Annotated in this window: 22 protein-coding genes; 16 read left to right on the top strand and 6 right to left on the bottom strand. The window is 43.7% G+C overall.

The window, feature by feature from the left end; translation table 11 throughout:
* The first annotated feature begins 86 nt into the window (after nt 1-86).
* The 4 genes from prfB to LNL84_RS03350 all read left to right on the top strand — a co-directional run bounded on the left by prfB (nt 87) and on the right by LNL84_RS03350 (nt 5,039).
* Nucleotides 87-1,185, top strand: a protein-coding gene (gene prfB / locus LNL84_RS03365) for a peptide chain release factor 2 (protein ID WP_244355253.1) whose coding sequence is annotated in 2 segments (ribosomal slippage) — nt 87-161 and nt 163-1,185 — 1,098 coding nt in all. Because the reading frame shifts where the segments join, the coding sequence is not laid out codon by codon here.
* A gap of 33 nt (nt 1,186-1,218) precedes the next feature.
* Nucleotides 1,219-2,736, top strand: a complete 1,518-nt coding sequence (lysS, locus tag LNL84_RS03360; RefSeq protein ID WP_244355252.1) for a lysine--tRNA ligase — start codon at nt 1,219-1,221, stop codon at nt 2,734-2,736.
* A gap of 213 nt (nt 2,737-2,949) precedes the next feature.
* On the top strand, nt 2,950-4,281 hold the full coding sequence (locus tag LNL84_RS03355; RefSeq protein ID WP_244355251.1) for a sigma-54-dependent transcriptional regulator: 1,332 nt from the start codon (nt 2,950-2,952) through the stop codon (nt 4,279-4,281).
* A 506-nt stretch (nt 4,282-4,787) separates the two neighbouring features.
* A complete protein-coding gene (locus tag LNL84_RS03350) occupies nt 4,788-5,039 on the top strand; it encodes a DUF1127 domain-containing protein (RefSeq protein ID WP_244355250.1) in 252 nt (83 codons plus the stop codon).
* A gap of 57 nt (nt 5,040-5,096) precedes the next feature.
* Here LNL84_RS03350 and LNL84_RS03345 read toward each other — a convergent pair whose 3' ends face one another.
* A complete protein-coding gene (locus tag LNL84_RS03345) occupies nt 5,097-6,131 on the bottom strand; it encodes an NADP(H)-dependent aldo-keto reductase (protein WP_244355249.1) in 1,035 nt (344 codons plus the stop codon).
* Nucleotides 6,132-6,390: 259 nt separating this feature from the next.
* Here LNL84_RS03345 and LNL84_RS03340 point away from each other — a divergent pair, with 259 nt between their 5' ends.
* Nucleotides 6,391-6,699 (top strand): DUF6482 family protein, encoded by a 309-nt coding sequence (locus LNL84_RS03340; RefSeq protein ID WP_244355248.1) that lies wholly within the window; start codon nt 6,391-6,393, stop codon nt 6,697-6,699.
* A 21-nt stretch (nt 6,700-6,720) separates the two neighbouring features.
* Here the strand turns inward: LNL84_RS03340 and mutH are convergent, their stop codons facing one another.
* Nucleotides 6,721-7,386, bottom strand: a complete 666-nt coding sequence (gene mutH / locus LNL84_RS03335) for a DNA mismatch repair endonuclease MutH (protein WP_244355247.1) — start codon at nt 7,384-7,386, stop codon at nt 6,721-6,723.
* 635 nt (nt 7,387-8,021) lie between these two features.
* Between mutH and rppH the strand changes: the two genes are divergently transcribed.
* From rppH to LNL84_RS03310, 5 genes are read left to right on the top strand one after another with little or no spacing between them, the layout of a single operon-like run.
* Nucleotides 8,022-8,540: an RNA pyrophosphohydrolase gene (gene rppH / locus LNL84_RS03330; protein ID WP_244355246.1), complete on the top strand. Its 519-nt coding sequence runs from the start codon at nt 8,022-8,024 to the stop codon at nt 8,538-8,540.
* Nucleotides 8,541-8,542: 2 nt separating this feature from the next.
* Complete coding sequence (ptsP, locus tag LNL84_RS03325; protein WP_244355245.1) at nt 8,543-10,792, top strand: phosphoenolpyruvate--protein phosphotransferase; 2,250 nt, start codon at nt 8,543-8,545, stop codon at nt 10,790-10,792.
* 8 nt (nt 10,793-10,800) lie between these two features.
* Nucleotides 10,801-11,595 carry a sulfite exporter TauE/SafE family protein gene (locus LNL84_RS03320; protein WP_244355244.1) on the top strand — a complete coding sequence of 265 codons (795 nt, stop codon included), beginning with the start codon at nt 10,801-10,803 and terminating at the stop codon, nt 11,593-11,595.
* A 39-nt stretch (nt 11,596-11,634) separates the two neighbouring features.
* Nucleotides 11,635-12,444: a prolipoprotein diacylglyceryl transferase gene (gene lgt, locus LNL84_RS03315; protein ID WP_244355243.1), complete on the top strand. Its 810-nt coding sequence runs from the start codon at nt 11,635-11,637 to the stop codon at nt 12,442-12,444.
* Between the two features lie 17 nt (nt 12,445-12,461).
* On the top strand, nt 12,462-13,313 hold the full coding sequence (locus LNL84_RS03310; RefSeq protein ID WP_244355242.1) for a thymidylate synthase: 852 nt from the start codon (nt 12,462-12,464) through the stop codon (nt 13,311-13,313).
* A gap of 57 nt (nt 13,314-13,370) precedes the next feature.
* On the opposite strand, the gene LNL84_RS03305 is transcribed toward LNL84_RS03310, so the two are convergent.
* Nucleotides 13,371-14,111 (bottom strand): SDR family NAD(P)-dependent oxidoreductase, encoded by a 741-nt coding sequence (locus tag LNL84_RS03305; protein ID WP_244355241.1) that lies wholly within the window; start codon nt 14,109-14,111, stop codon nt 13,371-13,373.
* A 128-nt stretch (nt 14,112-14,239) separates the two neighbouring features.
* The gene (locus LNL84_RS03300; RefSeq protein WP_244355240.1) at nt 14,240-14,539 is read right to left on the bottom strand and encodes a glycine zipper domain-containing protein; all 300 of its coding nucleotides are present in this window, start codon (nt 14,537-14,539) and stop codon (nt 14,240-14,242) included.
* Between the two features lie 253 nt (nt 14,540-14,792).
* On the opposite strand from LNL84_RS03300, the gene LNL84_RS03295 reads away from it, so the two are divergent.
* The gene (locus LNL84_RS03295; RefSeq protein WP_244355239.1) at nt 14,793-15,359 is read left to right on the top strand and encodes a Slp family lipoprotein; all 567 of its coding nucleotides are present in this window, start codon (nt 14,793-14,795) and stop codon (nt 15,357-15,359) included.
* Nucleotides 15,360-15,407: 48 nt separating this feature from the next.
* Here LNL84_RS03295 and LNL84_RS03290 read toward each other — a convergent pair whose 3' ends face one another.
* Nucleotides 15,408-16,553, bottom strand: coding sequence for a Na/Pi symporter (locus LNL84_RS03290; protein ID WP_244355411.1), 1,146 nt, complete (start codon nt 16,551-16,553; stop codon nt 15,408-15,410).
* A 409-nt stretch (nt 16,554-16,962) separates the two neighbouring features.
* Between LNL84_RS03290 and nhaR the strand changes: the two genes are divergently transcribed.
* Complete coding sequence (nhaR, locus tag LNL84_RS03285; protein ID WP_244355238.1) at nt 16,963-17,856, top strand: transcriptional activator NhaR; 894 nt, start codon at nt 16,963-16,965, stop codon at nt 17,854-17,856.
* Nucleotides 17,857-18,009: 153 nt separating this feature from the next.
* A complete protein-coding gene (locus tag LNL84_RS03280; protein WP_244355237.1) occupies nt 18,010-18,309 on the top strand; it encodes an ArsR/SmtB family transcription factor in 300 nt (99 codons plus the stop codon).
* A gap of 71 nt (nt 18,310-18,380) precedes the next feature.
* On the opposite strand, the gene rpsT is transcribed toward LNL84_RS03280, so the two are convergent.
* Nucleotides 18,381-18,641 (bottom strand): 30S ribosomal protein S20, encoded by a 261-nt coding sequence (gene rpsT / locus LNL84_RS03275; RefSeq protein WP_244355236.1) that lies wholly within the window; start codon nt 18,639-18,641, stop codon nt 18,381-18,383.
* A gap of 271 nt (nt 18,642-18,912) precedes the next feature.
* Between rpsT and murJ the strand changes: the two genes are divergently transcribed.
* The 3 genes from murJ (at nt 18,913) to ileS (ending at nt 24,383) form a co-directional block, all read left to right on the top strand.
* Nucleotides 18,913-20,475: a murein biosynthesis integral membrane protein MurJ gene (gene murJ / locus LNL84_RS03270; protein ID WP_244355235.1), complete on the top strand. Its 1,563-nt coding sequence runs from the start codon at nt 18,913-18,915 to the stop codon at nt 20,473-20,475.
* Between the two features lie 70 nt (nt 20,476-20,545).
* Entirely contained in the window at nt 20,546-21,481 is a 936-nt protein-coding gene (gene ribF / locus LNL84_RS03265; RefSeq protein WP_244355234.1) for a bifunctional riboflavin kinase/FAD synthetase, read from the top strand.
* Nucleotides 21,482-21,542: 61 nt separating this feature from the next.
* Nucleotides 21,543-24,383, top strand: coding sequence for an isoleucine--tRNA ligase (gene ileS, locus LNL84_RS03260; protein WP_244355233.1), 2,841 nt, complete (start codon nt 21,543-21,545; stop codon nt 24,381-24,383).
* Nucleotides 24,384-24,391: the final 8 nt, after the last annotated feature.

Genomic DNA, 24,391 nt, shown 5'->3' with positions numbered 1-24,391 from the left:
AACGATCATCGATATTTTCCTGTATCTTCATCACATTTTTGAGTAGAATTTGGCGGTTAAATTCTACTCATAAATGCTGAGCAAAAATGTTTGAAATCAATCCTATTAAAAACCGCCTACAGGATGTGACTGAGCGCACGAATGTCCTTAGGGGGTATCTTTGACTATGACGCTAAACAAGAGCGTCTAGAAGAAGTTAACGCCGAATTAGAACAACCTGATGTTTGGAACGAACCTGAGCGTGCACAAGCGCTGGGTAAAGAGCGCGCTGCACTGGAAGCCGTAGTCGAAACTATCGACCAACTCGACCAAGGAGTTGAAGATGTTGATGGACTATTGGAACTGGCAGTGGAAGAAGAAGATCAGGAAACCTTTGATGAAATTGAACCTGAGTTAGCTGAATTAGAAGCTAAGTTGGAGAAGCTTGAGTTTCGTCGTATGTTTTCCGGTGACCATGATGCATCAGATTGCTACATTGACTTGCAATCAGGCTCAGGTGGTACGGAAGCACAAGACTGGACTTCTATGATGCTGCGTATGTATTTACGCTGGGCAGAAGCGAAGGGCTTTAAAACAGAAGTCATCGAAGTCTCTGAAGGTGAAGTTGCTGGCCTGAAAGGGGCAACGGTTCGAATCAGTGGCGAATACGCTTATGGTTGGTTGCGCACGGAAACCGGTGTACACCGCTTAGTGAGAAAGTCGCCATTTGACTCTAGTGGTCGTCGTCATACCTCTTTTGCATCTGCATTTATTTATCCAGAAATTGATGACAACATTGCCATCGATATTAACCCATCAGACTTACGTATTGATGTGTATCGGGCATCGGGTGCTGGTGGTCAGCACGTCAACACCACGGAATCAGCGGTTCGTATTACCCACGTACCAACCAACACCGTAGTGCAATGTCAAAATGACCGTTCTCAACACAAGAACAAAGATCAGGCGATGAAGCAGCTTCGTGCTAAGCTTTTTGAGCTTGAGCTGCAAAAGCAAAATGCTGAAAAACAAGCCAATGAAGACGCCAAATCCGATATTGGATGGGGCAGTCAGATTCGTTCGTATGTTCTTGATGACTCGCGTATCAAAGACTTGCGTACTGGCATTGAAAACCGCAACACCCAAGCGGTGCTTGATGGCGATTTAGACAAATTTATTGAAGCTAGCCTGAAGTCAGGTCTTTAAGCTTTTCACCAATTCAACAGGGTACATCTCAAAATGACTGATGCTGTTCAAAACGACAACCTACAAGAAGAAAATAAGCTGATCGCTGAGCGTCGCGCGAAGCTGGATGAAATCCGTAAGAGCTGTAAATCAAATGGTCACCCAAATGATTTTCGCCGTGAAAATCTGGCGGGTGATTTGCAAAAAGAATTTGGTGAAAAGAGTAAAGAAGAACTCGAAGAGCTGAATCATATCGTTGCTATCGCGGGTCGTATCATGGCCAAACGCGGTCCATTCCTAGTGATTCAGGAGACTTCTGGTCGTATTCAAGCTTACGCTGCCAAAGCGGTTCAAAAAGAGCTTAAAGAAAAATACCAAGGCCTGGATATCGGCGATATCGTTGGTGTAAAAGGTGCGCTGCATAAATCAGGTAAGGGTGATCTTTACGTAAATATGGAAGAATATGAGTTGCTAACAAAAGCACTTCGTCCACTTCCAGAGAAGTTTCATGGTCTAACTGACCAAGAGATGCGTTACCGTCAGCGTTATGTTGATCTTATCGTTAACGAAGACTCTCGTCAGGCGTTTATCATTCGTTCGAAACTCGTATCATCTATTCGTAACTTCATGAGCTCAAAAGGTTACCTAGAAGTAGAAACTCCGATGATGCATGTGATCCCTGGTGGTGCGACTGCTCGTCCATTTATCACGCATCATAATGCGTTGGATATCGACATGTATTTGCGCGTTGCTCCAGAGCTTTACCTTAAGCGTCTAGTTGTGGGTGGTTTTGATCGCGTATTTGAAATCAACCGTAACTTCCGTAACGAAGGTCTTTCTCCTCGCCACAATCCAGAATTCACAATGATGGAATTCTATCAGGCGTATGCAGATTACAAAGATCTTATGGATCTGACTGAAGAGATGCTAAGCACTGCGGCCATGGATGTTCTTGGTTCGACATCGATGCCTTACGGTGAAGAGACGGTTGAGTTTGGTGGTAAATACGCTCGTATGAGCATGTTTGAAGCGATCAAACACTACAACCCTGACCATGTTGAGATTCAAGCGCTAACAGAAGCTGATCTGCAAGATCGCGACAAGATGGTTGCGATTGCAAAATCAGTTCATGTCGAAGTAGAAACTTTCTGGACATGTGGTCAGCTACTAGAAGAAATCTTTGGTGAGACGGCTGAGCCTCAACTGATTCAGCCAACGTTCGTTACAGGTTACCCAGCGGATATTTCACCGTTGGCACGTCGAAGCGATGACAATCCGTTCTTTACTGACCGTTTTGAGTTCTTTATTGGCGGTCGTGAAGTGGCGAATGGCTTCTCTGAGCTTAATGATGCAGAAGATCAGGATGCACGCTTTAAAGCTCAGGTAAATGCAAAAGATGCCGGTGATGATGAAGCAATGTATTACGATGCTGACTACATTACAGCACTTGAGCACGGTCTTCCACCAACGGCAGGCCAAGGTATCGGTATTGATCGTCTAGCGATGCTATTTACCAATACGCACACTATTCGCGATGTGATTTTATTCCCAGCGATGCGACCTCAGCAATAGACTCGAGCAGAAAGTGAATCAAAGCCGCCCAATTTATGGCGGCTTTTTTCATGCCAATTATTTGATCAATTAAGTAGAAAGTGAGAATAAATTGCACTAGTCTTATTTGTGAGACAAGTGTCATGATCAATTGTGATTTGTGTATCTTTGCGTCTATGGATGGATGAAATAGAATTAACGTACTGAATCCTATAAATAATAAGGAACGATGTAATGGGAAGTGAATTTAGAATGGATTCGATCCCGGGCTCTCTCGTTGTCGTGGGTGGCACTTATGAGCCTTGGCTTTCTGTATTAGAACATGCAGGCTGGCGTTGTACTCAATGTTCTGACTTACGCAAAGCCGATTCCCTATTTTCCGAAACTGGGCCCTGTATAGGCATTGTTGACCTTACTAAAGATGATTTTAGCTTAAATGGAATTGCGAAGTTAGTCAGTAGTCACAAACAAGTCCGCTGGATAGCGTTTATACGTGAAGAACAGCTAAGCTCTGATACTATCTGTCAGTTTATCGTTAATTTCTGTATCGACTTTTTCACGACACCTATCCCAGACTCACGGTTAATGAGTACAATCGGTCACCAACTTGGCATGCTTAAATTAGAGCAAAAAGTATGGCCTCATAATAACACCGATGCTGATCTCAATATTATAGGTCAGTCTCTACCAGCTAGGCGTATGAGAGATCAGATTCGCCGTATTGGCCCAACAGATGTCAGTATCATGATTCATGGCGAAGTGGGGTGTGGAAAAGAAACCGTTGCCAAGGCGATTCATCGCTGTTCATCACGTTCTCAAAAGCCATTTATTTCCGTTAATTGTCGCGCTTTTTCTGATGAGCGCTTTGAAAACGAATTTTTTGGTATGTATGACTCAAGTAAGCCCTCTCTTCTATCGCAGGCTCAGGGAGGAACGGTTCTGCTAAATGACATTTTTACCCTGCCAGCTAAACAACAAATGAATCTACTGAAATTGTTTCAAGACGGACAGATAGAAACCGCAAAAGGGGCGGTGGAGTTTGATGTTCGTATACTAGCGGCAGACTCTTCCGATATAGACCGAACATTGGGAGAGGGCATTTTTAACGATGAGTTATTTCATTGTATTAATGTGCTAAGGATCAATGTACCTAGCTTAAAAGAGCGCGCTACGGATATTGCTCTACTGGTCAATCATTACATGGGGCTGTTTGCCAAGGAGTTTAATGCTCCGGTCAAATCTATTGATGATGATGCCTTAAAAACCTTGAGTTATTATCACTGGCCAGGAAATATTAAGGAGCTCATTAACCAAGTGAAACGTGCGGTTTTGATGTCTGAATCGGAAGTGTTACTGCAGCAGCACTTTGAGCTACCAGGTACATTTTCAGGCAAACGCAGCTTAAAGAGTATTCGAGAGCGCTCAGAGCGAGATGCCTTAATATTGGTGTTAGACAGTCATTCAGGGCAAGTGACACTAGCGGCGAAAGAGCTGGGAATTTCACGAGCAACCATGTATCGGTTGTTGAACAAACACAACTTGATAACAGAAGAGTCAGTCCAGTAGATTCGAGATTTATCTATAGGGTATTGATAAAAAAGCGCTTATGCGCTTTTTTTGCTATTAGGCTCAGAATATATTTTGCTTTTTTGCTGAATCAACACAGAATATACAACAACTAGATAACACGAACTTTTAATAAAACTGGTTGAATATGTTTTTTTATGATTTTGCTTGGATTATTGCTTGCTGTTATCGCTGGTGTGTATGAAAATTAACCCAAGTTTGGAAACCAAACTTATTCTCACAATGGATTATTAAGCGAAGTTTAGGAGGCGTACATGTTGAAGTTAAAACACATCAATATTGCTTGCGCTGCAATAAACTTAACTCGTTTTACCTGCAGTGATATGCGGTCAATGGCACCCATGTCCCTAGCAAAACACGCTTAGTCAATCCGTAACCTTATGAGGCTGCGGAAAATAGCAGTCGATGAGGTTACAACACTTCTGTCGTAAATCATCAATGCTATTTTCTCCGACCTCAATCTATTTTGATTTGGAGACTTTATTATGCAAACTTCAGTTTATCTAACACTCGCCACATGGCTTATTAAGGCTGATATTCACCGTGAAGAACGTGAATGGAAACGTCGCTATCGCCGCAATGCGTATCAACTGCCTCTTCATAGCCCACATCTTTTGCGAGATATCGGTTTGGATTCAGAAGGTCGGCCTCTTGGGCGTGTAGCACCACCTCAAGTTGAGGCAAAACGTAAGGCTCGTCATTTGCGTCGAATTCTACATGGCAGAATAACAACGTAAATCGTCGCGGGAATATCGTATAGGTATTACCCGCGATGCATTCATCTTTCGCAATATTTAGGGGCAAGGGTTAGAAAACTTTGCCCCTATTTCATAAAGCTCTTTGAGCAACTCATCACTCAGATTTAAGTCAATACTGTCAATATTGGCCTGCAATTGCTGAAGATTAGTCGCTCCAATAATATTGGAGGCGACAAATGGACGTTGATTGACAAATGCCAATGCCATTTGCGCTGGATCTAAGCCATGTTTGTTGGCGAGATCGACATAAGCCTGCGTTGCTTCTGCTCCACTTGGAGTGAAGTACCTTACAAAACGATCAAATAGAGTACATCTTGCCAAAGCTGGACGTTGGCCATTGAGATACTTTCCAGACAAGCAACCAAACGCAAGTGGCGAGTATGCCAGAAGTTCGACACCTTCATGATGGCTGATCTCTGAGAGCCCAACTTCAAAGCTGCGGTTGAGTAAATTGTATGGATTTTGAATAGAGACAATTCTCGGTAGATCGTGTTTCTCGGCGAGCTTAAGCAACGTCATAACCCCCCATGGCGTTTCGTTAGAAACACCAATGTGTCGAACTTTCCCAGCCTTTATTAGGTCATTGAGTGCTTCGAGAGTTTCAATGAGCGTCACTTCCTCATTGGTCTCTGGGTAGGGGTAATTGAGTTGCCCAAAGCAATTGGTTTGACGTTGCGGCCAGTGAAGTTGATAAAGATCGATATAGTCGGTTTGTAATCGTTTTAAACTGTCATCGATGGCAAGATGAATGTTTTTACGGTCTAAGCTCATATTGTCACGGATGTAAGGTACACTGCGTGGCCCAGCCACTTTGGTCGCGAGAATCACTTTGTGGCGCTTGTCCGATTGTGACAACCAATCGCCGATATATTTCTCGGTTAAGCCCTGTGTTTTTGCTTTCGGTGGAACGGGATACATTTCCGCCGTATCAATAAAATTGACTCCTCTTTCTAGCGCATAGTCCAGTTGCTCAAAAGCTTCTTTTTTGGTGTTCTGTTCACCAAATGTCATGGTTCCAAGACAGATTTTACTGATTTCAAGCGATGAATGAGGAAGGGAGTGGTATTTCATTGAGCCTGTCCTTATTGCTATTTTTTTGTGCTACCAATATATACCCAAATTTCGATCGAAGGTTAGGTAAGTCGCTAAATTGAGGATTGATCTCGGGGAAAATGATGCCTTGCTCACGACTTTACTATGATTACTTTTTTAAATATGCCTGTGGCTATAGCAGAAAGACAGTGTGCGTCTATTACCAGATTGAATTTCATCTACTACACTGATTCTTATAATAATAGATATTTGAACTAATTTAGTGAGGTGGAAGATTATGCAAAAAGCACAACTTGACCGCTGGATCCATGGTTACCATAAAGACAGCTACCAATCGCCAAAAGTATTTGTTATCGGCTGTGCCGATATTTCACAGTATCTTTTGGCTGTGGAATACAAACATAAGCTTGAACCGATAAAGCAAGATGATGAACCCGTTTATTTCGACTCTTTAGAACATGTAAAGGAAGAGCTTAATAAACTTGGTGTTGAAAGGGCTTATTTGCGTTTACACAATGCTTATGATGAATGTGGATGTGAAGACGAAGCGAGTCGCTATTGTGATATTGAGCTCAAACTCCATTGATAACAACGGTAAAGTGAGTTGTCAAACGAAGTAAGTTTCTAATAGGTAAGAGGTAAATTTCGAGCGCAAATAGAAGCCTCTTGGCAGTGTTTTTATTGGCTGGCCCTTCGCACCGTAAGCCTCTGTTAATACATGACTGTTGGCTGCCTTAGGGCGTATTTGTAAAATTTCACCACTGTGTGCTGTGATGCGTGTGACCCCCCCGAGAGCGATCATTTCCATCAGCTCTTCCCAATCATTTTTGAGCCAAAGTTCTTCTTCTGCCGATGGGCTCCAGATTAATGGTGAACCCACACGACGGTCTTTTAGCGGGATCTCTCGCTCACCTTCAACAGGCAACCACAACACTCGAGAAAGTTTGTTTCTGACGTGGCTTTGTTGCCAAGTAAGTCCACTGACTCCAGTCAGAGGAGCAACGCAAACAAACGTCGATTCTAAAGGCTTTCCAGAATACCCAATAGGAATGCTCTTAAGTTCGATGCCAATGTCTGGAAAGTCTTGAATTGGCTTGCTGCCTGCTTGGGCGCCAAGGTGCCACTCTAATAGCTGACCAACCCAGCCTTTGTCTCTTTTCAAGTTATCAGGAACGGAAAGGTTTGCCTCTTTTGCCAGCTCACCAAAGGTGAGACCAGCGATATCACGAGCTCGGCTAAGAAGTTCTTTTTCTGAGGTAGGCGTTAATTTCATGAGTAGAGTAGTCCAGTTGATTCATTGCTAATATTAGCATGACAGCGATAGACAGGTCACATGGCTGTCATGCCAATTTTTCCCAGGGATCATTGTGTTCAAAAAACGATCTAAACTTGACTTATCCACAGTGGGTTCGTGCTTTTACCACTATCCTTATTATACATGGATGAATAAACAGGGTTTTAATGGCAATTTTTACTTGAATTAAAGGCGCTAAACTGCTGATTAAGGTTTCTAATGTGGATAAATGTAAATGTGGTTGATCTTTGACCGATCTAAGATCGATCTAAATTTTCTGACGTTGATAAAAGCTAATTAAAATAGGTTTTAACTTAACTCATTGTAAATAAAGCACTATTATTTGTGGTTTTCCATGATTAATCTAGATTTTTGAGTTGGCTTGTGGCTTGTTTTGAAAAAGTACAAGTATTCTTCACATAGTTATTCACAGAAAAGGTGAATAAATGTGGGCTATGTCTCACTGTCGTGTTGATAACTGAGTTTTTGGTTAAAAGTTATTCATAGGGGATTTTTTTCGTAATAAATATTCAATTTTGCGTGCTAGTTAGTTTGCTCATGTAGGGGATCTGTGGAAAAATCAATGTAATTGAAAATTTACTTGAGGTTGGCCAGTGATAGATGGCGATGGTTACCGACTTAATGTTGGTATTGTAATTTGTAACAACCATGGTCAGGTCTTCTGGGCTAAACGATACGGACAACATTCTTGGCAGTTTCCGCAAGGAGGCATTGACGATGGGGAATCCCCAGAGCAAGCGATGTACCGGGAATTGTACGAAGAGGTCGGCTTGACCAAACACGATGTCAAAATTGTGGCGGTCAGTCGTCATTGGTTACGATATAGATTACCTAAGCGTTTGGTTCGCTGGGATTCTAAGCCCGTTTGTATTGGACAAAAACAGAAATGGTTTCTACTGCGATTGGATTGTGATGAATCGAGAATCAATATGCAGCGTGGTAGTACCCCTGAATTTGATGGTTGGCGTTGGGTAAGCTATTGGTATCCAGTACGTCAGGTCGTGTCCTTTAAGAGGGACGTTTACCGACGAGCTATGAAAGAGTTTGCCTCGTTGGCTATGCCATTTAAAGAGCGTAAGGTGAAAGGCAAGCGAAAACAACGAAGAGGGTAGGTATGCTAACGCAGCTAAGGGATATCGTTGAGCAGGTTTCCAAAGTGGATAATGTGCATCATGCCCTAGAAATATTGGTACAACAAACATGTTCTGCAATGAACACAGAGTGCTGTACCATTTACCTTGCCAATGAGGACAAACAACGCCTAGAGCTAATGGCGACACAAGGCTTAACGTTTCGTGGTGATACCATTCATATCGACTTTGAAGAAGGTCTGGTGGGCTTGGTTAAACGTACCGCTGAGCCTATCAACCTTGCTGAAGCTGCCCGGCATCCTGATTATAAATACTTCCCACAGTTGGGTGAGAATGTTTACCACTCTTTTTTAGGCACCCCGATAATCTATCGTAAGAAGGTATTGGGCGTGTTAGTTATTCAGCAGAAAAAATCCAGGCAATTTAGCGAAACAGAAGAGTCATTTTTGGTTACTCTGGCCGCTCAGATAGCGGTGCTGATCGCTCACGCGAAATCTCAAGGACATCGTTTTTTTAGCGAGCCGCAACCTTCGGTTATTCATGGGATTCCAGCCTCTTCAGGGGTTGCTATTGGCTCGCTGTGGTGGGATGACACTCAACCCGAATTATCGGATGTTTATCCTGCGTCAACGCTTGATGTCGACCGCGAGCAAGAACTTTTGTTGCTCGCGATAGAAAAGGCGCTAACTGATTTTAAGCGTATGCGTAAGAAGTTCGATCTTGAGCTCAATAAAGACGCGTTGGCTATTTTTGATCTGTTTACTCACTTGCTCAACGACCCTATGTTGAGAAACGATCTAAAAGCTCAGATTCAAAGTGGTGATAAAGCCGATTGGGCATTGAGGCAGGTCGTTGAAAACTATGCTAATCGATTCGCTCAAATGTCGGATGTTTATATGCGTGAGCGAGCTCAAGATGTACGAGAGCTTGGTCAGCGGCTACTGTTTTTTCTCCACAATAGTGAACAGACAACATTAACTCTTGAACAGCCGATTATCTTAATTGTACGTGAGTTAACCGCTTCAATTCTAGCCTCAATCCCTAAAGAAAAACTACTCGCGGTTGTTTCTTTAGAAGGTGCTGCTAACTCACATGCCGCGATCTTGTCACGTGCGATGGGCATTCCTGCCGTCATGGGGGTGAATAGCAATCCAGACTTGCTCAATGGTAAAATGGGCATTGTTGATGGCTACAGCGGTGAGATCTTTGTAGAGCCTAATGAAGAATTACTTTCTGAGTATCAATCCCTAGTCACCGAAGAGACTGAACTGTCTAAGATGGTTGAGCAAGCGCTGGCCAGTGAGGCGTGTACTCAAGATGGAAAACGTGTTCAAATCTTGTTAAACGCCGGCCTGAGCGCAGATACCAGCATATCGGTTAATCAAGGTGTCGATGGTGTGGGGTTGTATCGCACTGAAATCTCCTTTTTGTTGCAGCAACAATTTCCTTCCGAAGAGGAGCAGGTCCATCAGTACCGTGCGGTTTTAGACGCTTATCAAGATAAAAGGGTGGTCATGCGAACTCTTGATATTGGCGGTGATAAGGCTCTGCCCTACCTGCCGATAGAAGAAGATAACCCATTTTTAGGATGGCGTGGTATTCGATTTACATTAGATCATCCCGATATTTTTTTGATGCAACTACGTGCGATGCTAAGAGCAAGCAAAGGTTACGATAATTTGAGTATATTGTTACCTATGGTCTCCTCTGTGCAGGAGTTAGATGATGCGATTGTATTAATAAATCAAGCTTATCAGGAAGTACTTAAAGAGCATAAAGACATTGTTTATCCTGAAATTGGGGTGATGATTGAAGTTCCTTCAATGCTGTATTTACTGTCTTTCATCGCAGATAAAGTGGACTTTGTTTCTGTCGGAACCAACGACTTGACGCAATACCTCCTGGCTGTAGACCGAAATAACTCGCAAGTGGCGAATATCTATGAGTCCCTTCACCCGTCAGTATTGGCAGCGATGAAACACATTTATGAGGTTTGTGCCGCCAACCATCTGCCTGTCTGTATTTGTGGTGAATTGGCAGGTGACCCAATAGGAGCGCTGCTGCTTGTGGGCTTAGGATACGACACGTTAAGTATGAACACTTCCAATGTTGCCCGCGTTAAATATCTGCTGCGTCACAGCGATTCTAAAGAGTTAAAAACACTTGCTGACAACGCTTTGATGCAGCACTATGGAAAATCGATCTATGATCAGATGTATCAATATTTTGAAGATAAGGGCCTAGCTGGATTTATTCGAGCGGGTAAATCTTAGAGGCTATCTTGAATTACGAATTAATTGGAATGCTGCTGTGTTTAGGTGGCATTGTTGGAGTCATGTCTGGCCTGCTTGGGATTGGTGGTGGCCTGATTGTTGTCCCCGCACTGGTGTTTCTTTTGCCATCTTTTGGTATCCCTGATGAATTGGTGATGCAAATTGCCCTCGCGACCTCCTTAGCCTCTATCATTATCACCTCGGGTTCATCGGCGTTGAACCACCTCAAGTTGGGTAATGTCGATATGTATGTCATCAAGTGGTTGATGCCTGGCGTTGTCATAGGCGGGTTATTCGGTGCTTACATCGCTGAGTGGATCCCTTCTCAATATTTACCCAAAGTGTTTGCGGGTATCGTCATGGCGCTCGCAGTTCAGATGTTTCTTTCAATCAAATCAACGATGGTTCGGTCAATGCCCAATGCGCTGGCCACCATCTTCTATGGTTCGGGTATTGGGATGGTCTCTAGTTTAGCGGGGATCGGGGGAGGGTCACTATCGGTTCCTTTTTTAAGTCGTCACGGAGTGGAAATGCGTAAAGCTGTTGGTTCCTCTTCTGTGTGTGGTTGTGTCATTGCTATTTCAGGTATGATAGGGTTTATTTTTCATGGGGTAAAAGTGGATGCGTTGCCACAATACAGTGTGGGTTATGTGTATCTCCCTGCACTCATCGCAATCGCTTCTACATCGATGTTGACGACTAAAGTGGGGGCAAAGCTCGCGTCTACGCTGCCAACGTCTGTTCTGAAAAAGGTCTTCGCAATATTTTTGTTGTTCGTTTCCGTGACCATGATGTTTCAATAGAAGCTTCGTGGCTTGTTAAGTATTAAGAGAATGTAATTTATGTCTCAAGGATATATTGAGTTTCCTAGTATCGATCCTGTATTAATTGAACTTGGGCCTGTCTCTGTTCGTTGGTATGGTTTGATGTACCTTGTTGGGTTTGTCTTTGCGATGTGGTTAGCCAACCGTAGAGCTGATAAAAAAGGGTCAGGCTGGACGAGAGATCAAGTCTCTGACCTGTTGTTTGCTGGGTTCTTGGGTGTCGTGATCGGCGGCCGACTAGGCTATGTCTTTTTCTATGCCTTTGATGAACTGCTTAGAGATCCCCTGTACTTGTTTAAAGTATGGACCGGTGGCATGTCTTTTCATGGCGGTCTATTGGGCGTCATTACGGCCATGTTCTGGTATGCTCGAAAGAACGGTCGAACCTTCTTCGGGGTTGCAGACTTCATTGCCCCTCTAGTGCCGTTTGGCCTTGGTATGGGACGAATAGGTAACTTTATGAACAGTGAGCTTTGGGGACGTGTCACAGACGTTCCTTGGGCGATAGTCTTCCCAAATGGCGGTCCATTGCCAAGACACCCTTCTCAGCTCTACGAGTTTGCGCTGGAAGGGGGGGTACTATTCTTTATTCTTAATTGGTTTATTCATAAACCACGACCGGCAGGCTCAGTATCAGGGCTGTTCTTATTAGGGTATGGTTCCTTTAGATTCCTTGTTGAATATGTTCGAGAACCAGATGCTCATTTAGGGCTGTTCGGTGACTTCATCTCTATGGGGCAAATTTTGTCGCTACCAATGATCATTATCGGCGCTTTGATGATAGCTTGGTCTTATAGATACAATTCAGCGCCTTCGAAAAGCGTTTGAAAATAGTAGGGTTTATTGTGAGACAGTATTTAGATTTATGCCAGCGTATTGTCGACGATGGCGTATGGGTTGAAAATGAGCGTACGGGTAAGCGATGTTTGACGGTGATTAACGCAGACCTCACTTATGATGTAGCTAATAATGAATTTCCGTTGGTTACGACTCGCAAAAGCTTTTGGAAAGCCGCAGTGGCCGAATTATTGGGATACATTCGTGGTTACGATAATGCTGAGGATTTTCGTAAACTTGGTACCAAAACATGGGATGCTAATGCAAACCTAAATCAAGCTTGGCTAGATAACCCTTATCGTAAGGGTGAAGACGACATGGGGCGGGTTTACGGTGTACAGGGGAGAGCCTGGGCGAAACCTGATGGTGGCCACATTGATCAGCTTCGTAAAATCGTAGATGACTTAACAAAAGGTGTGGATAATCGAGGTGAGATTTTAAATTTCTATAACCCTGGTGAGTTCCATATGGGTTGCCTGCGTCCATGCATGTACAGCCATCACTTCTCTTTGCTTGGCGATACCTTGTATCTAAATAGTACCCAGCGATCCTGTGATGTACCGCTTGGATTGAACTTTAACATGGTGCAGGTCTACGTATTTTTGGCGATTATGGCGCAAATTACTGGCAAGAAACCGGGTCAGGCCTACCATAAAATTGTTAATGCACACATCTATGAAGATCAGCTTGAGTTGATGCGAGATGTTCAACTTAAGCGTGAGCCATTGGCGGCAGCGTCATTCCATATTAACCCTGAGATTAAGTCCCTAGAAGATCTTGAAACATGGGTGACGATGGATGACTTTGAGGTGAAAGGTTATGAATGCCACGAGCCAATACGGTATCCTTTCTCAGTCTAATAAATGATAAAGCCGAGCATAGGATGCTCGGCTTTGTTGTACTTGATGAGACGCTTATCACCAGTTAAGTGCGTCTCGGTCGGTGAAAAAGCTAGCTGTGGGGCCATTACTATCAAGTGTCGCTAGCCAAATTGCCGTATCAGCGCCCTCGTAAGGTGTCTTTGGTCTTACCTCTTCACCGTAATCAGGCAGCTCTTCTGTGTTCATCGCCGTATCGACCCAACCAGGGCAGTAGGAATTGACTTTAATTCCCAAAGGTTCTAGCTCTTTGGCAAACAACACAGTATTACCATTAACCCCAATCTTGGACGCTTGGTAGGCTGCACAAACGTCATCTTTAATGGGGGAGTTCATATCCGAGAGTTGAGCCAACTGTGCTACTTGGCTTGATACGTTGACGATCCTGGCTGATGGCGCTTTTTTAAGGAGCGGCACCAAGGCTTTGGTTAGCAAGAAAGGGCCAATTTGGTTCACTTCTAGTACGTGGCGATAGACTGCTTCGGCCAGATCGGATGGGTGTTGACCCATATCAGGTAAGATTGCGGCGTTATTGATTAAGACATCAAGCTTGCCAAACTGTTGTTCAATGCTATTAGCAATAGCTGGGAAAATGGACGACTTTGCCAAGTCAAGCCGCATGTTAGTAGCGGAAAACCCTTTAGTGCGATAGTCGGCCGCCAAATATTCACAAGACTGAATATCCGCCATGATCACGTGAAAATCTTGCGCCATGAGGCGTTCACAAGTGGCTCGGCCAATGCCTTGGTAGGCCCCAGTAACAAGTGCGACTTTCTTCATCTTTATCCTCAGCAGTACTAGTCGTTAACGGCTTAGTGTACTGAGATTAAACAGCTTGTTGAGTAACAAACTGGCAGTTACTGGGTGTTACTAAGAGCGAACGGGGGGACATTAGCTCTAAAGAACGATTAGTCGTAAATTGCGTCGTCGATGATTTCTTCTTCAAGCACTTCTTCTTCGATGATTTCATCTTCAACAACGACATCGGTAACGACTTCGCACGCTTCCTCATCATAAGCGCCGTCAATCGCGCCAGCACCACCACCAATAGCGGCACCTGCAGCAGCACCGTCACCACCACCAACAATTCCGCCCACAACAGCACCAGTAATTGCGCCATCAACGGCGCCTTCAGCTGTTTGATCACAGTAGTAGCCGTAGCTAGGTGCACTTAGTGCAGTCAGAAGAACGAATAGATTAAATTTCATAGAGTTACCAATACTTTATTTGTCAGTGGTGCAGAGGGTAAAGCACTGGAGTCATTGGAGTAAGAGGGGGAATGTTAGTATTGAGTTAGTTTACGGTGTGTTTATAAACACCACAGATTACTTTATCTTGGTTAATATTCAGCGCTAATCAGCCGAAGTCATTTCTTATTCTTACTCATAGAGTTAACTCGAATAACTTGTCACTCCTTCACTCGATGGGCAATACTTAATGAATATTTTGGAGGGATTAAATATGAGAGCGTTAGTTTTTTGCTTAACCACTTTTCTTGTCGGTTGCAGCAATTCGCCAGATGAAGTTAAGGTTGCAGATGAAAATTTATTGGTTGATTATCAGCAAACGTTGCAAAGCCCAGACCAAGCAGTAGGCAAACCTGCGCGATGGGGAGGCGTTATTGCGACAATCGAAAACCCTACCTCTCAGTCAACGGTCCTAGAAGTCAGTCATTTTGAACTCGATTCTAAAAAGCGTCCAGATAACACTCTGCAAGGTTCAGGACGATTTGTGGTGAAGGTCGCCCGCTATCTTGATCCTGCGGTGTTCAAACCTGAAAAACTGTTAACCGTTGTGGGTTTAATTGTTGGGGAGGGTGAGATAACGGTAGGAGAGCAGTCGATGATGGTTCCTATTATCGATGCATCAAATTACTATCTATGGACCGATGATAAGCGTATCAAAACCTATTATGTCGGCGACCCATACTACGACTATTACCCTGATCGATATTACTACTGGGATGATGTGGACATCATCGATCACTATGACGCCTATGACTATGATTACGGCGGAGACTACTATTAAAAAAAAGGCTTAACCAATGGTTAAGCCTTTTTATATCTAATGAGTTGTTTAAGCGGTTAGCATCAAGATTGAGCCAGGAATGACAACAAAGATAGACGCTAGATAGCAAGCGACAATAGATTTGTTCTTAATCGCCATATCTGAAATATAGTCAGCGCCTTTCACTGGTAATTCTCTTAAGAAAGGAATACCGAAGATGAATACTGTGGCCATCAAGTTAAACACTAAGTGAACTAAGGCAATTTGCAGAGCAAAGATAGCGAACTCACCTGTTACAGCTGTAGCGGCTAGCAAACCTGTGATACATGTACCGATGTTGGCGCCAAGTGTAAATGGATAAACATCGCGAACTTTGAGTGTTCCAGAACCTACAAGCGGCACCATCAAGCTGGTTGTAGTTGAAGAGGACTGTACCAAAATCGTCACAATAGAGCCTGATGCGATGCCATGCAGTGGACCGCGACCAATTGCGTTCTTAAGAATGTCTTTAGCTCGACCAACCATTAGGCTCTTCATTAGCTTGCCCATCACGGTAATTGCAACGAAGATTGTCGCGATACCGAGTACGATCAATGCGATACCACCGGCAACGTCACCAAATGCAGATAGAGGCTCTTTAATAGCACTCACGACAGGCTTTGTTAGCGGCTTAATGAAGTTAAGGCCTTTCATGCTCATATCACCAGTAGCGAGCATAGGGGAGACTAGCCAATGAGATATCTTCTCTAAAATACCGAACATCATCTCCAACGGTAAGAAGATAGCGACTGCGAGTAGGTTGAAAAAGTCATGAATCGTGGCGCTAGCAAAAGCTCGTTTAAACTCGGTATTGCAACGCACATGACCAAGGCTGACAAGTGTATTGGTCACTGTCGTACCGATGTTCGCACCCATGATCATTGGAATCGCAACGGTCACAGGTAAGCCACCTGCTACCAAACCAACGATGATCGACGTAACGGTACTAGAAGATTGAATGAGAGCTGTGGCAACCAAACCTATCATTAGGCCTGCTACAGGGTGAGAAGCGAACTCAAACAATACTTTTGCGTGTTCGCCACTGGCTAATTTGAAGCCGCTTCCTACTAGTGATACTGCAAGTAATAGTAGGTAAAGCATGAACGCCAAGTTTGCCCAGCGTAACCAGCGGGTAGTACTCGACATTGGTGATGTAACTGCCGTCGCTTGGTTCATCATAGTTTTCTCCATTGACCTTAGTAAGTCTAAAATTTGGTCTGTAGTTAAATCTAACGGCGATAGTAAGCATCAAATATTACAGAAATATGACGCTTTAATGTCGTTGGTGACTTTTTGCGTACTGTGTTGGTGGGGGAGAAAGCGCACACACTTTTCACTGTATTAACTATATGATTTTAATTGTTTATTTTTACTGTCTTTCCTGGTGTCAAAAATTGTGAGCCGATTAAAAAAAATAACTTTTTTTTGAAATAGACCAATATCTGCACAGTATGTTGTCATATATGACACTTTTATTTTCGGAAAAACAGAAGCTACAGCTTCTAATGTTAGGTATATACGAACATTGAGTGGCGTGACAGATTTTGGTATAACGATGTAGTCGCTTATTTCAAGGTTTACCGTAATGTCTCACCTCAACTATAACCATCTTTATTACTTCTGGATGGTATGCAAACAAGGCTCCGTGACCAAAGCTGCCGATGCGCTTTTTCTCACGCCTCAAACGGTAACTGGGCAGATCAAAGCCTTAGAAGATCGCATGGATGGTAAATTGACTAAACGTAACGGAAGGAGCGTTGAGCCCACAGAGCTTGGTCAGTTGGTCTATAAGTACGCCGATCGTATGTTTGGTTTGAGCTATGAAATGCTCGATATCGTCAACTATAGTCAGCGCTCTAATATTCTATTCGATGTAGGAGTCGCTGATGCTTTGTCTAAGCGTCTGGTTAGTAAGATATTACTGACGACTATTCCTGAAGACGACAGCATTCATTTGCGTTGTTTCGAGTCGACACACGAGATGCTATTGGAGCAGCTAGCGCAGCATAAGCTGGATATGATTTTGTCCGACTGTCCTGTTGATTCTGGTAAAAGCCCTGGGCTATTTAGTAAAAAGCTTGGTGAAAGCCGAATGAGCTTCTTTACCACCAGTGAGATAAAAGATGTGAAGTTTCCTGAAGTTCTTGAACAAAGAAAGTTATTAATTCCTGGCAGCCGAACGTCGATGGGAAGAAAAATTCTACAGTGGTTTGATCAGCAAGGGCTACAGCCTAATGTGTTAGGGGAGTTTGATGATGTGGCGTTGATGAAGGCGTTTTCGCAGTACAAAGAAGACGTTATCTTTCTTGCACCCAGCATTTATATTTCTGATGTCAAAAGTGAAAAACCACTGCAAATGATTGGACACATTGATGAGCTAAAAGAAGAATATTACGTCATTTTCGCTGAAAGGATGATTCAGCATCCGGCAGTTAAGAGTGTTTGTGATGCTGATTTCTCGCAACTTCTTTCTTTTTAGATCGTTTATCTCAAAAAATACAGTTACATAGTTTTAAAAACATCTATAAACAATCTATTATCCATGTAAAATAGACGGAATTTTGCGATTTTGTTGAAAAATAACGATATAAATTTGCGAAACAGATTCGATAATTTGTAGGTGAGGTAAGGTATGGATCTGCAGGAGATGGAAAAAAACGCTTCTGAAGCAGTTGTTTTACTAAAAGCGATGGCGAATGAAAGGCGTTTACAAATTTTATGCCTATTGCATAACACTGAGTTATCGGTTGGAGAGCTGTGTGCCAAGCTCGAACTGAGCCAGTCTGCACTTTCACAACACCTAGCTTGGCTTCGCCGAGATGGTCTTGTCTCTACACGTAAAGAAGCACAAACAGTATATTACACATTAAGCAGCGATGACGTTCGTAAGATGATTGAATTTATGCATGGTATGTATTGCAGAACAGAATAGAGATGGCGAGCAAAATTTAGATATAAAAAAACCGGCAAAAGCCGGTTTTTTTTAGCTAATCAAGGTTCTAATTAAAGAGCTTTGATTGCAGAGTTGAAGCGTGCCTTATGACGTGCAGCTTTATTCTTATGAATAAGGCCTTTAGTCGCCATGCGGTCTAGGATTGGAGAAACTTCTGCTAAAGCAGTAGTTGCAGCTTCTTTATCGCCAGCTTCGATAGCTGCGATAGTTTTTTTCATGTAAGTGCGCATCATAGAACGACGGCTAGCATTGTGCTGGCGACGTTTCTCAGCTTGGATAGCGCGCTTCTTAGCAGATTTACTGTTTGCCAAGGGTCTAACTCCCAAAAACTTAGTTCGGTGACAATTTAAGGGCGAGGAATATCCCTCATTTGCGCTTAATTGTCAAATGATTTGTGCAAAAACCCATCGAGGCCAAAGTATTTTTGATATCTGCGGGTTATCGCGGTTAAGATGGCGGGGATTCTAACAGTATTTTTATACCAATGCTAATACTAATCCGCACTTCCCTGCGACCGTGAATCAATTCTTAGGTAATAGAGTCAGTTAGCGTTGGTGTTTCTTTTTGATCTCAGAGGTAAATGTGAGTAAAAGGCTTCTTAAGTCCGGGATGATTGTCAGTGCTATGACGCTTGTTTCGCGAGTGCTTGGACTTGTCCGAGATGTGGTTGTGGCCAATTTAATGGGAGCAGGAGCGAGTGCCGATGTGTTCTTTTTTGCCAATAAAATCCCTAATTTTTTGCGACGCTTATTTGCCGAAGGAGCCTTTTCACAAGCTTTTGTTCCTGTCCTCACCGAGTCTTATGCCGCTGGTGATATGGATAAGACGCGGCAACTGATTGCTCGAGCTTCAGGAACGTTAGGTGTGATAGTGTCGATAGTGACATTGTTGGGGGTTCTGGGTTCTGGCGTTGTTACGGCATTGTTTGGTGCTGGCTGGTTTTTAGATTGGCTTAATGGCGGCCCTTCGGCTGCAAAATTTGAGCTGGCCAGTTTGCTGTTAAAAATTACCTTTCCTTACTTATGGTTTATCACTTTTGTTGCTTTATCAGGGGCGATACTAAATACGATAGGTAAATTTGCCGTATCTTCTTTTACCCCTGTATTTCTTAACGTCTCGATCATCGCATGTGCTTGGTTTTTAGCCCCAAACCTGACTCAGCCAGAAATCGGTTTGGCTATCGGTGTGTTTTTGGGTGGCTTTATTCAGTTTATTTTCCAATTACCTTTCTTATTTAAAGCCGGAGTGTTGGTTAAACCAAAGTGGGGTTGGCGCGACCCTGGGGTTGTCAAAATTCGCACATTAATGATACCTGCGTTGTTTGGGGTGTCGGTGAGTCAGATCAACTTATTGTTCGACACCTTTATTGCCAGTTTCTTGCAAACAGGATCGATCAGTTGGCTGTACTACTCGGATCGATTGTTAGAATTTCCGCTTGGTTTGTTTGGTATTGCCATTGCTACCGTGATATTGCCGGCTTTGTCTCGGAAGCATGTCGATGCTCATAGCGAAGGTTTTGCCAATACAATGGATTGGGGGGTGCGAATGGTCCTTCTGCTTGGGGTTCCTGCGATGCTAGGACTTATGGTGTTGGCTAAACCTATGTTAATGGTGCTCTTCATGCGTGGGGAGTTTTCGCCACTCGACGTGGAACGAGCCTCTTACTCGTTGATCGCTTACGCTTCTGGCTTACTCAATTTTATGTTGATCAAGGTTCTTGCTCCAGGTTATTACTCAAGGCAAGACACCAAAACCCCAGTGAAATATGGCATCATAGCAATGGCATCGAACATGGTGTTTAACGCGATATTTGCGTGGTTTTATGGCTATGTTGGACTGGCGATGGCTACGGCACTGTCGGCCTTTATTAACATGATATTGCTCTATCGTGGCTTGCATAAGCAACAGGTCTATAAGATTTCCCAGCAAACGCTCTTCTATATGGCTAAATTGGCGTTGGCAGGTGGCGTCATGGCTGCAGTGGTTTTTTGGCAATTGGATGACATGAAGCTATGGCTACAGTGGGGGCTAACTCAGCGCGCTACGACTTTATTTGGTTTGATTTTCTTGGGTGGTCTGAGCTATTTGGCGTGTGCATTTGCTTTAGGGATCCGCCTGAAAGACTTAAAAGCAGCGACAGAGTAAATTGTATTGGTTATAATCCGTCAGTTTCGCACTTGTAGTTTTATTGATCATAGGTGATTTGGTAGTTTAAATGGAATTAATCCGGGGTATTCATAACCTGCAGAGTCAGCATCATGGCTGTGTATTAACAATCGGTAACTTTGATGGTATTCATTTAGGACACCAAAAAGTGCTTGAAAAAGTTAATAAAAAAGCTCGAGCGATGCAGTTGCCTTCTGTAGTGATGACGTTTGAACCTCAACCCATGGAGTTATTTGCCAAAGATAAAGCACCGGCGAGATTGACACGTCTTAGAGACAAATATGAATTGCTACGTGAAATGCAACTCGATCGTCTGCTTTGCGTGAATTTCAATCGACGTTTTGCTGATTTATCCCCAGATACGTTTATTCGTGAGCTATTAGTGGATAAATTAGGGGTCAAATTTTTAGTGGTCGGTGATGACTTTTGTTTCGGACGACAACGTCAAGGTAACTTTGCAATGCTACAGGCTGCTGGGAAGCAATATGGCTTTGAGGTAGTCAGTACGCAGAGTTTTCGTATGGAAGATACACGTGTCAGCAGCACCGCCATTCGTCAGGCGTTGGCCGAAAATGACCTAGACGCCTGTGCGGCAATGTTGGGTCGAGATTATACTATCAGTGGTCGAGTTGCGCATGGTCAGAAACTGGCCCGGGAACTTGGTGTACCAACAGCAAACATCTCGCTGAAAAGGTATGTATCTCCGGTCAATGGTGTGTATGCCGTTCATGTACATGGCATAGAAACATCGCCTTTATCTGGAATAGCCAGTATAGGAAAAAAGCCAACAGTTAATGGTACAAGTGAGGAACTAGAGGTCCATATATTTGATTTCGACGGTGATTTATACGGAAAGCAAATAGAAGTGGCACTTCTACACAAATTACGTGATGAGCAAAAATTTGACTCGTTACAGTTATTAAAGCAACAAATAGAATTGGATGTTGAGGCAGCTAGGGTGTGGCTGCAACAACTTAATGATTAGTGGTTTATTCCACCACTAACTAATGTCTAACCTTCGCCCAATACAACGGAATTAAGAATCGATGAGTGAGTATAAAGATACCCTGAACCTACCTGAAACAGGGTTTCCAATGCGTGGTAACCTGGCCAATCGTGAGCCAGAAATGTTAAAGCGTTGGTACAAAGAAGATCTATATGGAGAAATCCGCAAAGCGAAAAAAGGCAAGAAGTCTTTTGTATTACACGATGGTCCTCCGTACGCCAATGGTGATATTCACATTGGTCACGCGTTAAACAAGATTCTTAAAGACATTATTATTAAATCCAAAACGCTTTCGGGTTTTGATGCACCTTATATTCCTGGTTGGGATTGTCATGGTCTGCCAATTGAATTGATGGTTGAAAAGAAAAAAGGCAAACCGGGTCAAAAAATCACGGCATCTGAATTCCGTGAAGAGTGCCGTAAGTACGCCCAAGGACAGGTAGAAGGCCAAAAAGAGAGCTTTAAACGCCTAGGTATCATGGGTGAATGGGACAAGCCATACCGCACGATGGACTTCGCGACGGAGGCTAATATTATCCGAGCGTTAGGAAAAATTGCGGACAATGGTCACCTTTTGAAGGGGTTCAAGCCTGTTCACTGGTGTACCGATTGTGGTTCAGCGTTGGCAGAAGCAGAAGTTGAGTATAAAGATAAAGTATCCCCATCTATTGATGTGAAATTCTCGGCAGCAGATGAAGCAGCGTTAGTCGAGAAATTTAGCCTTGCTGCCGGTCATACTGGTGAAGGTGATATCTCTATCGTTATCTGGACAACGACGCCTTGGACGCTTCCTGCGAACCGCGCGGTATGTCTACGTGAAGATCTTGAATACGTACTTATTCAGGTAGAAGCTACGGCAGAGCAACCAGCTCAACGAATCATCGTTGCCTCGGAATTGGCAAAAGATGTGATGGATCGCGCAGGCATTGAGCATTTCCATAATTTAGGTTTTGCTAAAGGTGAAGATCTTGAATTGGTGCAGTTTAATCACCCGTTTTACGACTTTACGGTTCCTGCAATTCTTGGTGAACATGTGACGACAGATTCTGGTACTGGTGTGGTTCATACGGCGCCTGGTCACGGTCAAGAAGATTTCATTGTGGGTAAAAAATACGGTTTAGAAGTGGCGAACCCTGTTGGTTCTAACGGCGTATATCTGCCAGATACCGAACTATTTGCAGGTCAGCACGTCTTTAAAGCAAATGACTCAGTACTCGAAGTATTGAAAGAAAAAGGTGCGCTGCTTCATCACCATGCCTATGAGCACAGCTACCCACACTGTTGGAGACACAAAACGCCTATTATCTTCCGTGCAACACCGCAGTGGTTCATTTCGATGGATCAAGCAGGCTTACGTGCTAAAGCTCTAGAGTCAATCAAGAGTGTTGAATGGATGCCTGAATGGGGTCAAAGCCGCATTGAAGGTATGATTGAAGGCCGCCCGGAGTGGTGTATCTCTCGTCAGCGTACATGGGGTGTACCGATCGCGTTGTTTGTTCACAAAGAAACGGCAGAGTTGCACCCAGAGAGCCCTGCTCTTATCGAGAAAGTGGCTAAGCTAGTTGAAGAAAAAGGCATTCAAGCATGGTGGGATGTTGATCCAGCTGAGCTGATGAGCGCTGAAGACGCGGATAAATACGAAAAAGTATTGGATACGCTAGACGTATGGTTTGACTCGGGCGTGACGCACTACTCGGTAGTGGATTCTCGCGAAGAGTACAACGGTCATAGTGCCGATCTTTACCTAGAAGGTTCAGATCAACACCGTGGTTGGTTCCAGTCTTCATTAATTTCATCCATTGCGATGAAAGACGAAGCACCTTACAAACAAGTACTAACGCACGGTTTCGTTGTTGATGGGAATGGGCGTAAGATGTCGAAATCCATCGGTAACGTTGTGGCACCAAAAGATGTCACCAACAAGCTTGGTGCTGATATCCTTCGCTTATGGGTTGCTTCAACCGATTACACTGGTGAAGTTGCGGTTTCTGATGAAATTCTTAAGCGCTCTGCTGATGCATATCGTCGTATTCGTAATACCGCACGTTTCTTCCTAGCTAACCTAAACGGCTTCAATCCTGAGACCGATTTAGTTCCTGCTGATGAAATGGTGGCACTGGATCGTTGGGCTGTGGGTCGTGCATTTGCGGCGCAAGAAGAGATTGTTAAAGCCTACGGTGAGTACAATACTCACGGTGTAACTCAGCGTCTAATGCAGTTCTGTTCTATCGAAATGGGTTCTTTCTACCTAGATGTAATTAAAGATCGCCAATACACAGCGAAGCAGGGCGGTCACGCTCAACGTAGCTGTCAAAGTGCGCTTTACTACATTGTTGAAGCTCTGGTTCGTTGGATGGCTCCAATCATGTCATTTACGGCGGATGAAATCTGGAACGAAATGCCTGGTGCTCGTGATAAGTTTGTTTTCACTGGAGAGTGGTATGAAGGTCTGTTTGACCTTGCAGAAGGTGAAGAGCTAAACAATGAGTTTTGGACTCAAATTCAAGCGGTTCGTGGCAGCGTGAATAAGCTATTAGAAGACGCTCGTAAAGAGAAAACCATTGGTGGTTCACTGCAAGCAGAAGTGACAATTTTTGCTGATGATGCTTTAGCAGCGACGATCAACAAGCTAGAAGATGAGCTACGATTCGTTCTTCTGACTTCGAAAGCGCAAGTGAAGCCGTTGAGTGAAAAATCACAGGCGGCACACAGTACAGATGTTGAAGGTTTGTTCGTTGAAGTAGCGGCAACAGAAGCTAAGAAATGTGATCGCTGCTGGCACCACACGCCTGATGTTGGCACCATTGCTGGTCATGAAGAAATTTGTGGTCGTTGTGTGACTAACGTAGAAGGTGAAGGCGAAGTTCGTAAGTTCGCCTAAACGATATA

It is taken from the genome of Vibrio gelatinilyticus, from assembly GCF_022836845.1.
Taxonomy (GTDB): domain Bacteria; phylum Pseudomonadota; class Gammaproteobacteria; order Enterobacterales; family Vibrionaceae; genus Vibrio; species Vibrio gelatinilyticus.
This window is presented reverse-complemented; position numbering and strand designations above follow the sequence as displayed.

Coding starts and splice junctions, on each gene's coding strand:
- lysS (WP_244355252.1), top strand. CDS start 1,219: ATGACTGATGCTGTTCAAAACGACAACCTACAAGAAGAAAATAAGCTG.
- LNL84_RS03355 (WP_244355251.1), top strand. CDS start 2,950: ATGGGAAGTGAATTTAGAATGGATTCGATCCCGGGCTCTCTCGTTGTC.
- LNL84_RS03350 (WP_244355250.1), top strand. CDS start 4,788: ATGCAAACTTCAGTTTATCTAACACTCGCCACATGGCTTATTAAGGCT.
- LNL84_RS03345 (WP_244355249.1), bottom strand. CDS start 6,131: ATGAAATACCACTCCCTTCCTCATTCATCGCTTGAAATCAGTAAAATC.
- LNL84_RS03340 (WP_244355248.1), top strand. CDS start 6,391: ATGCAAAAAGCACAACTTGACCGCTGGATCCATGGTTACCATAAAGAC.
- mutH (WP_244355247.1), bottom strand. CDS start 7,386: ATGAAATTAACGCCTACCTCAGAAAAAGAACTTCTTAGCCGAGCTCGT.
- ptsP (WP_244355245.1), top strand. CDS start 8,543: ATGCTAACGCAGCTAAGGGATATCGTTGAGCAGGTTTCCAAAGTGGAT.
- lgt (WP_244355243.1), top strand. CDS start 11,635: ATGTCTCAAGGATATATTGAGTTTCCTAGTATCGATCCTGTATTAATT.
- LNL84_RS03305 (WP_244355241.1), bottom strand. CDS start 14,111: ATGAAGAAAGTCGCACTTGTTACTGGGGCCTACCAAGGCATTGGCCGA.
- LNL84_RS03300 (WP_244355240.1), bottom strand. CDS start 14,539: ATGAAATTTAATCTATTCGTTCTTCTGACTGCACTAAGTGCACCTAGC.
- LNL84_RS03295 (WP_244355239.1), top strand. CDS start 14,793: ATGAGAGCGTTAGTTTTTTGCTTAACCACTTTTCTTGTCGGTTGCAGC.
- LNL84_RS03290 (WP_244355411.1), bottom strand. CDS start 16,553: ATGAACCAAGCGACGGCAGTTACATCACCAATGTCGAGTACTACCCGC.
- nhaR (WP_244355238.1), top strand. CDS start 16,963: ATGTCTCACCTCAACTATAACCATCTTTATTACTTCTGGATGGTATGC.
- LNL84_RS03280 (WP_244355237.1), top strand. CDS start 18,010: ATGGATCTGCAGGAGATGGAAAAAAACGCTTCTGAAGCAGTTGTTTTA.
- ribF (WP_244355234.1), top strand. CDS start 20,546: ATGGAATTAATCCGGGGTATTCATAACCTGCAGAGTCAGCATCATGGC.
- ileS (WP_244355233.1), top strand. CDS start 21,543: ATGAGTGAGTATAAAGATACCCTGAACCTACCTGAAACAGGGTTTCCA.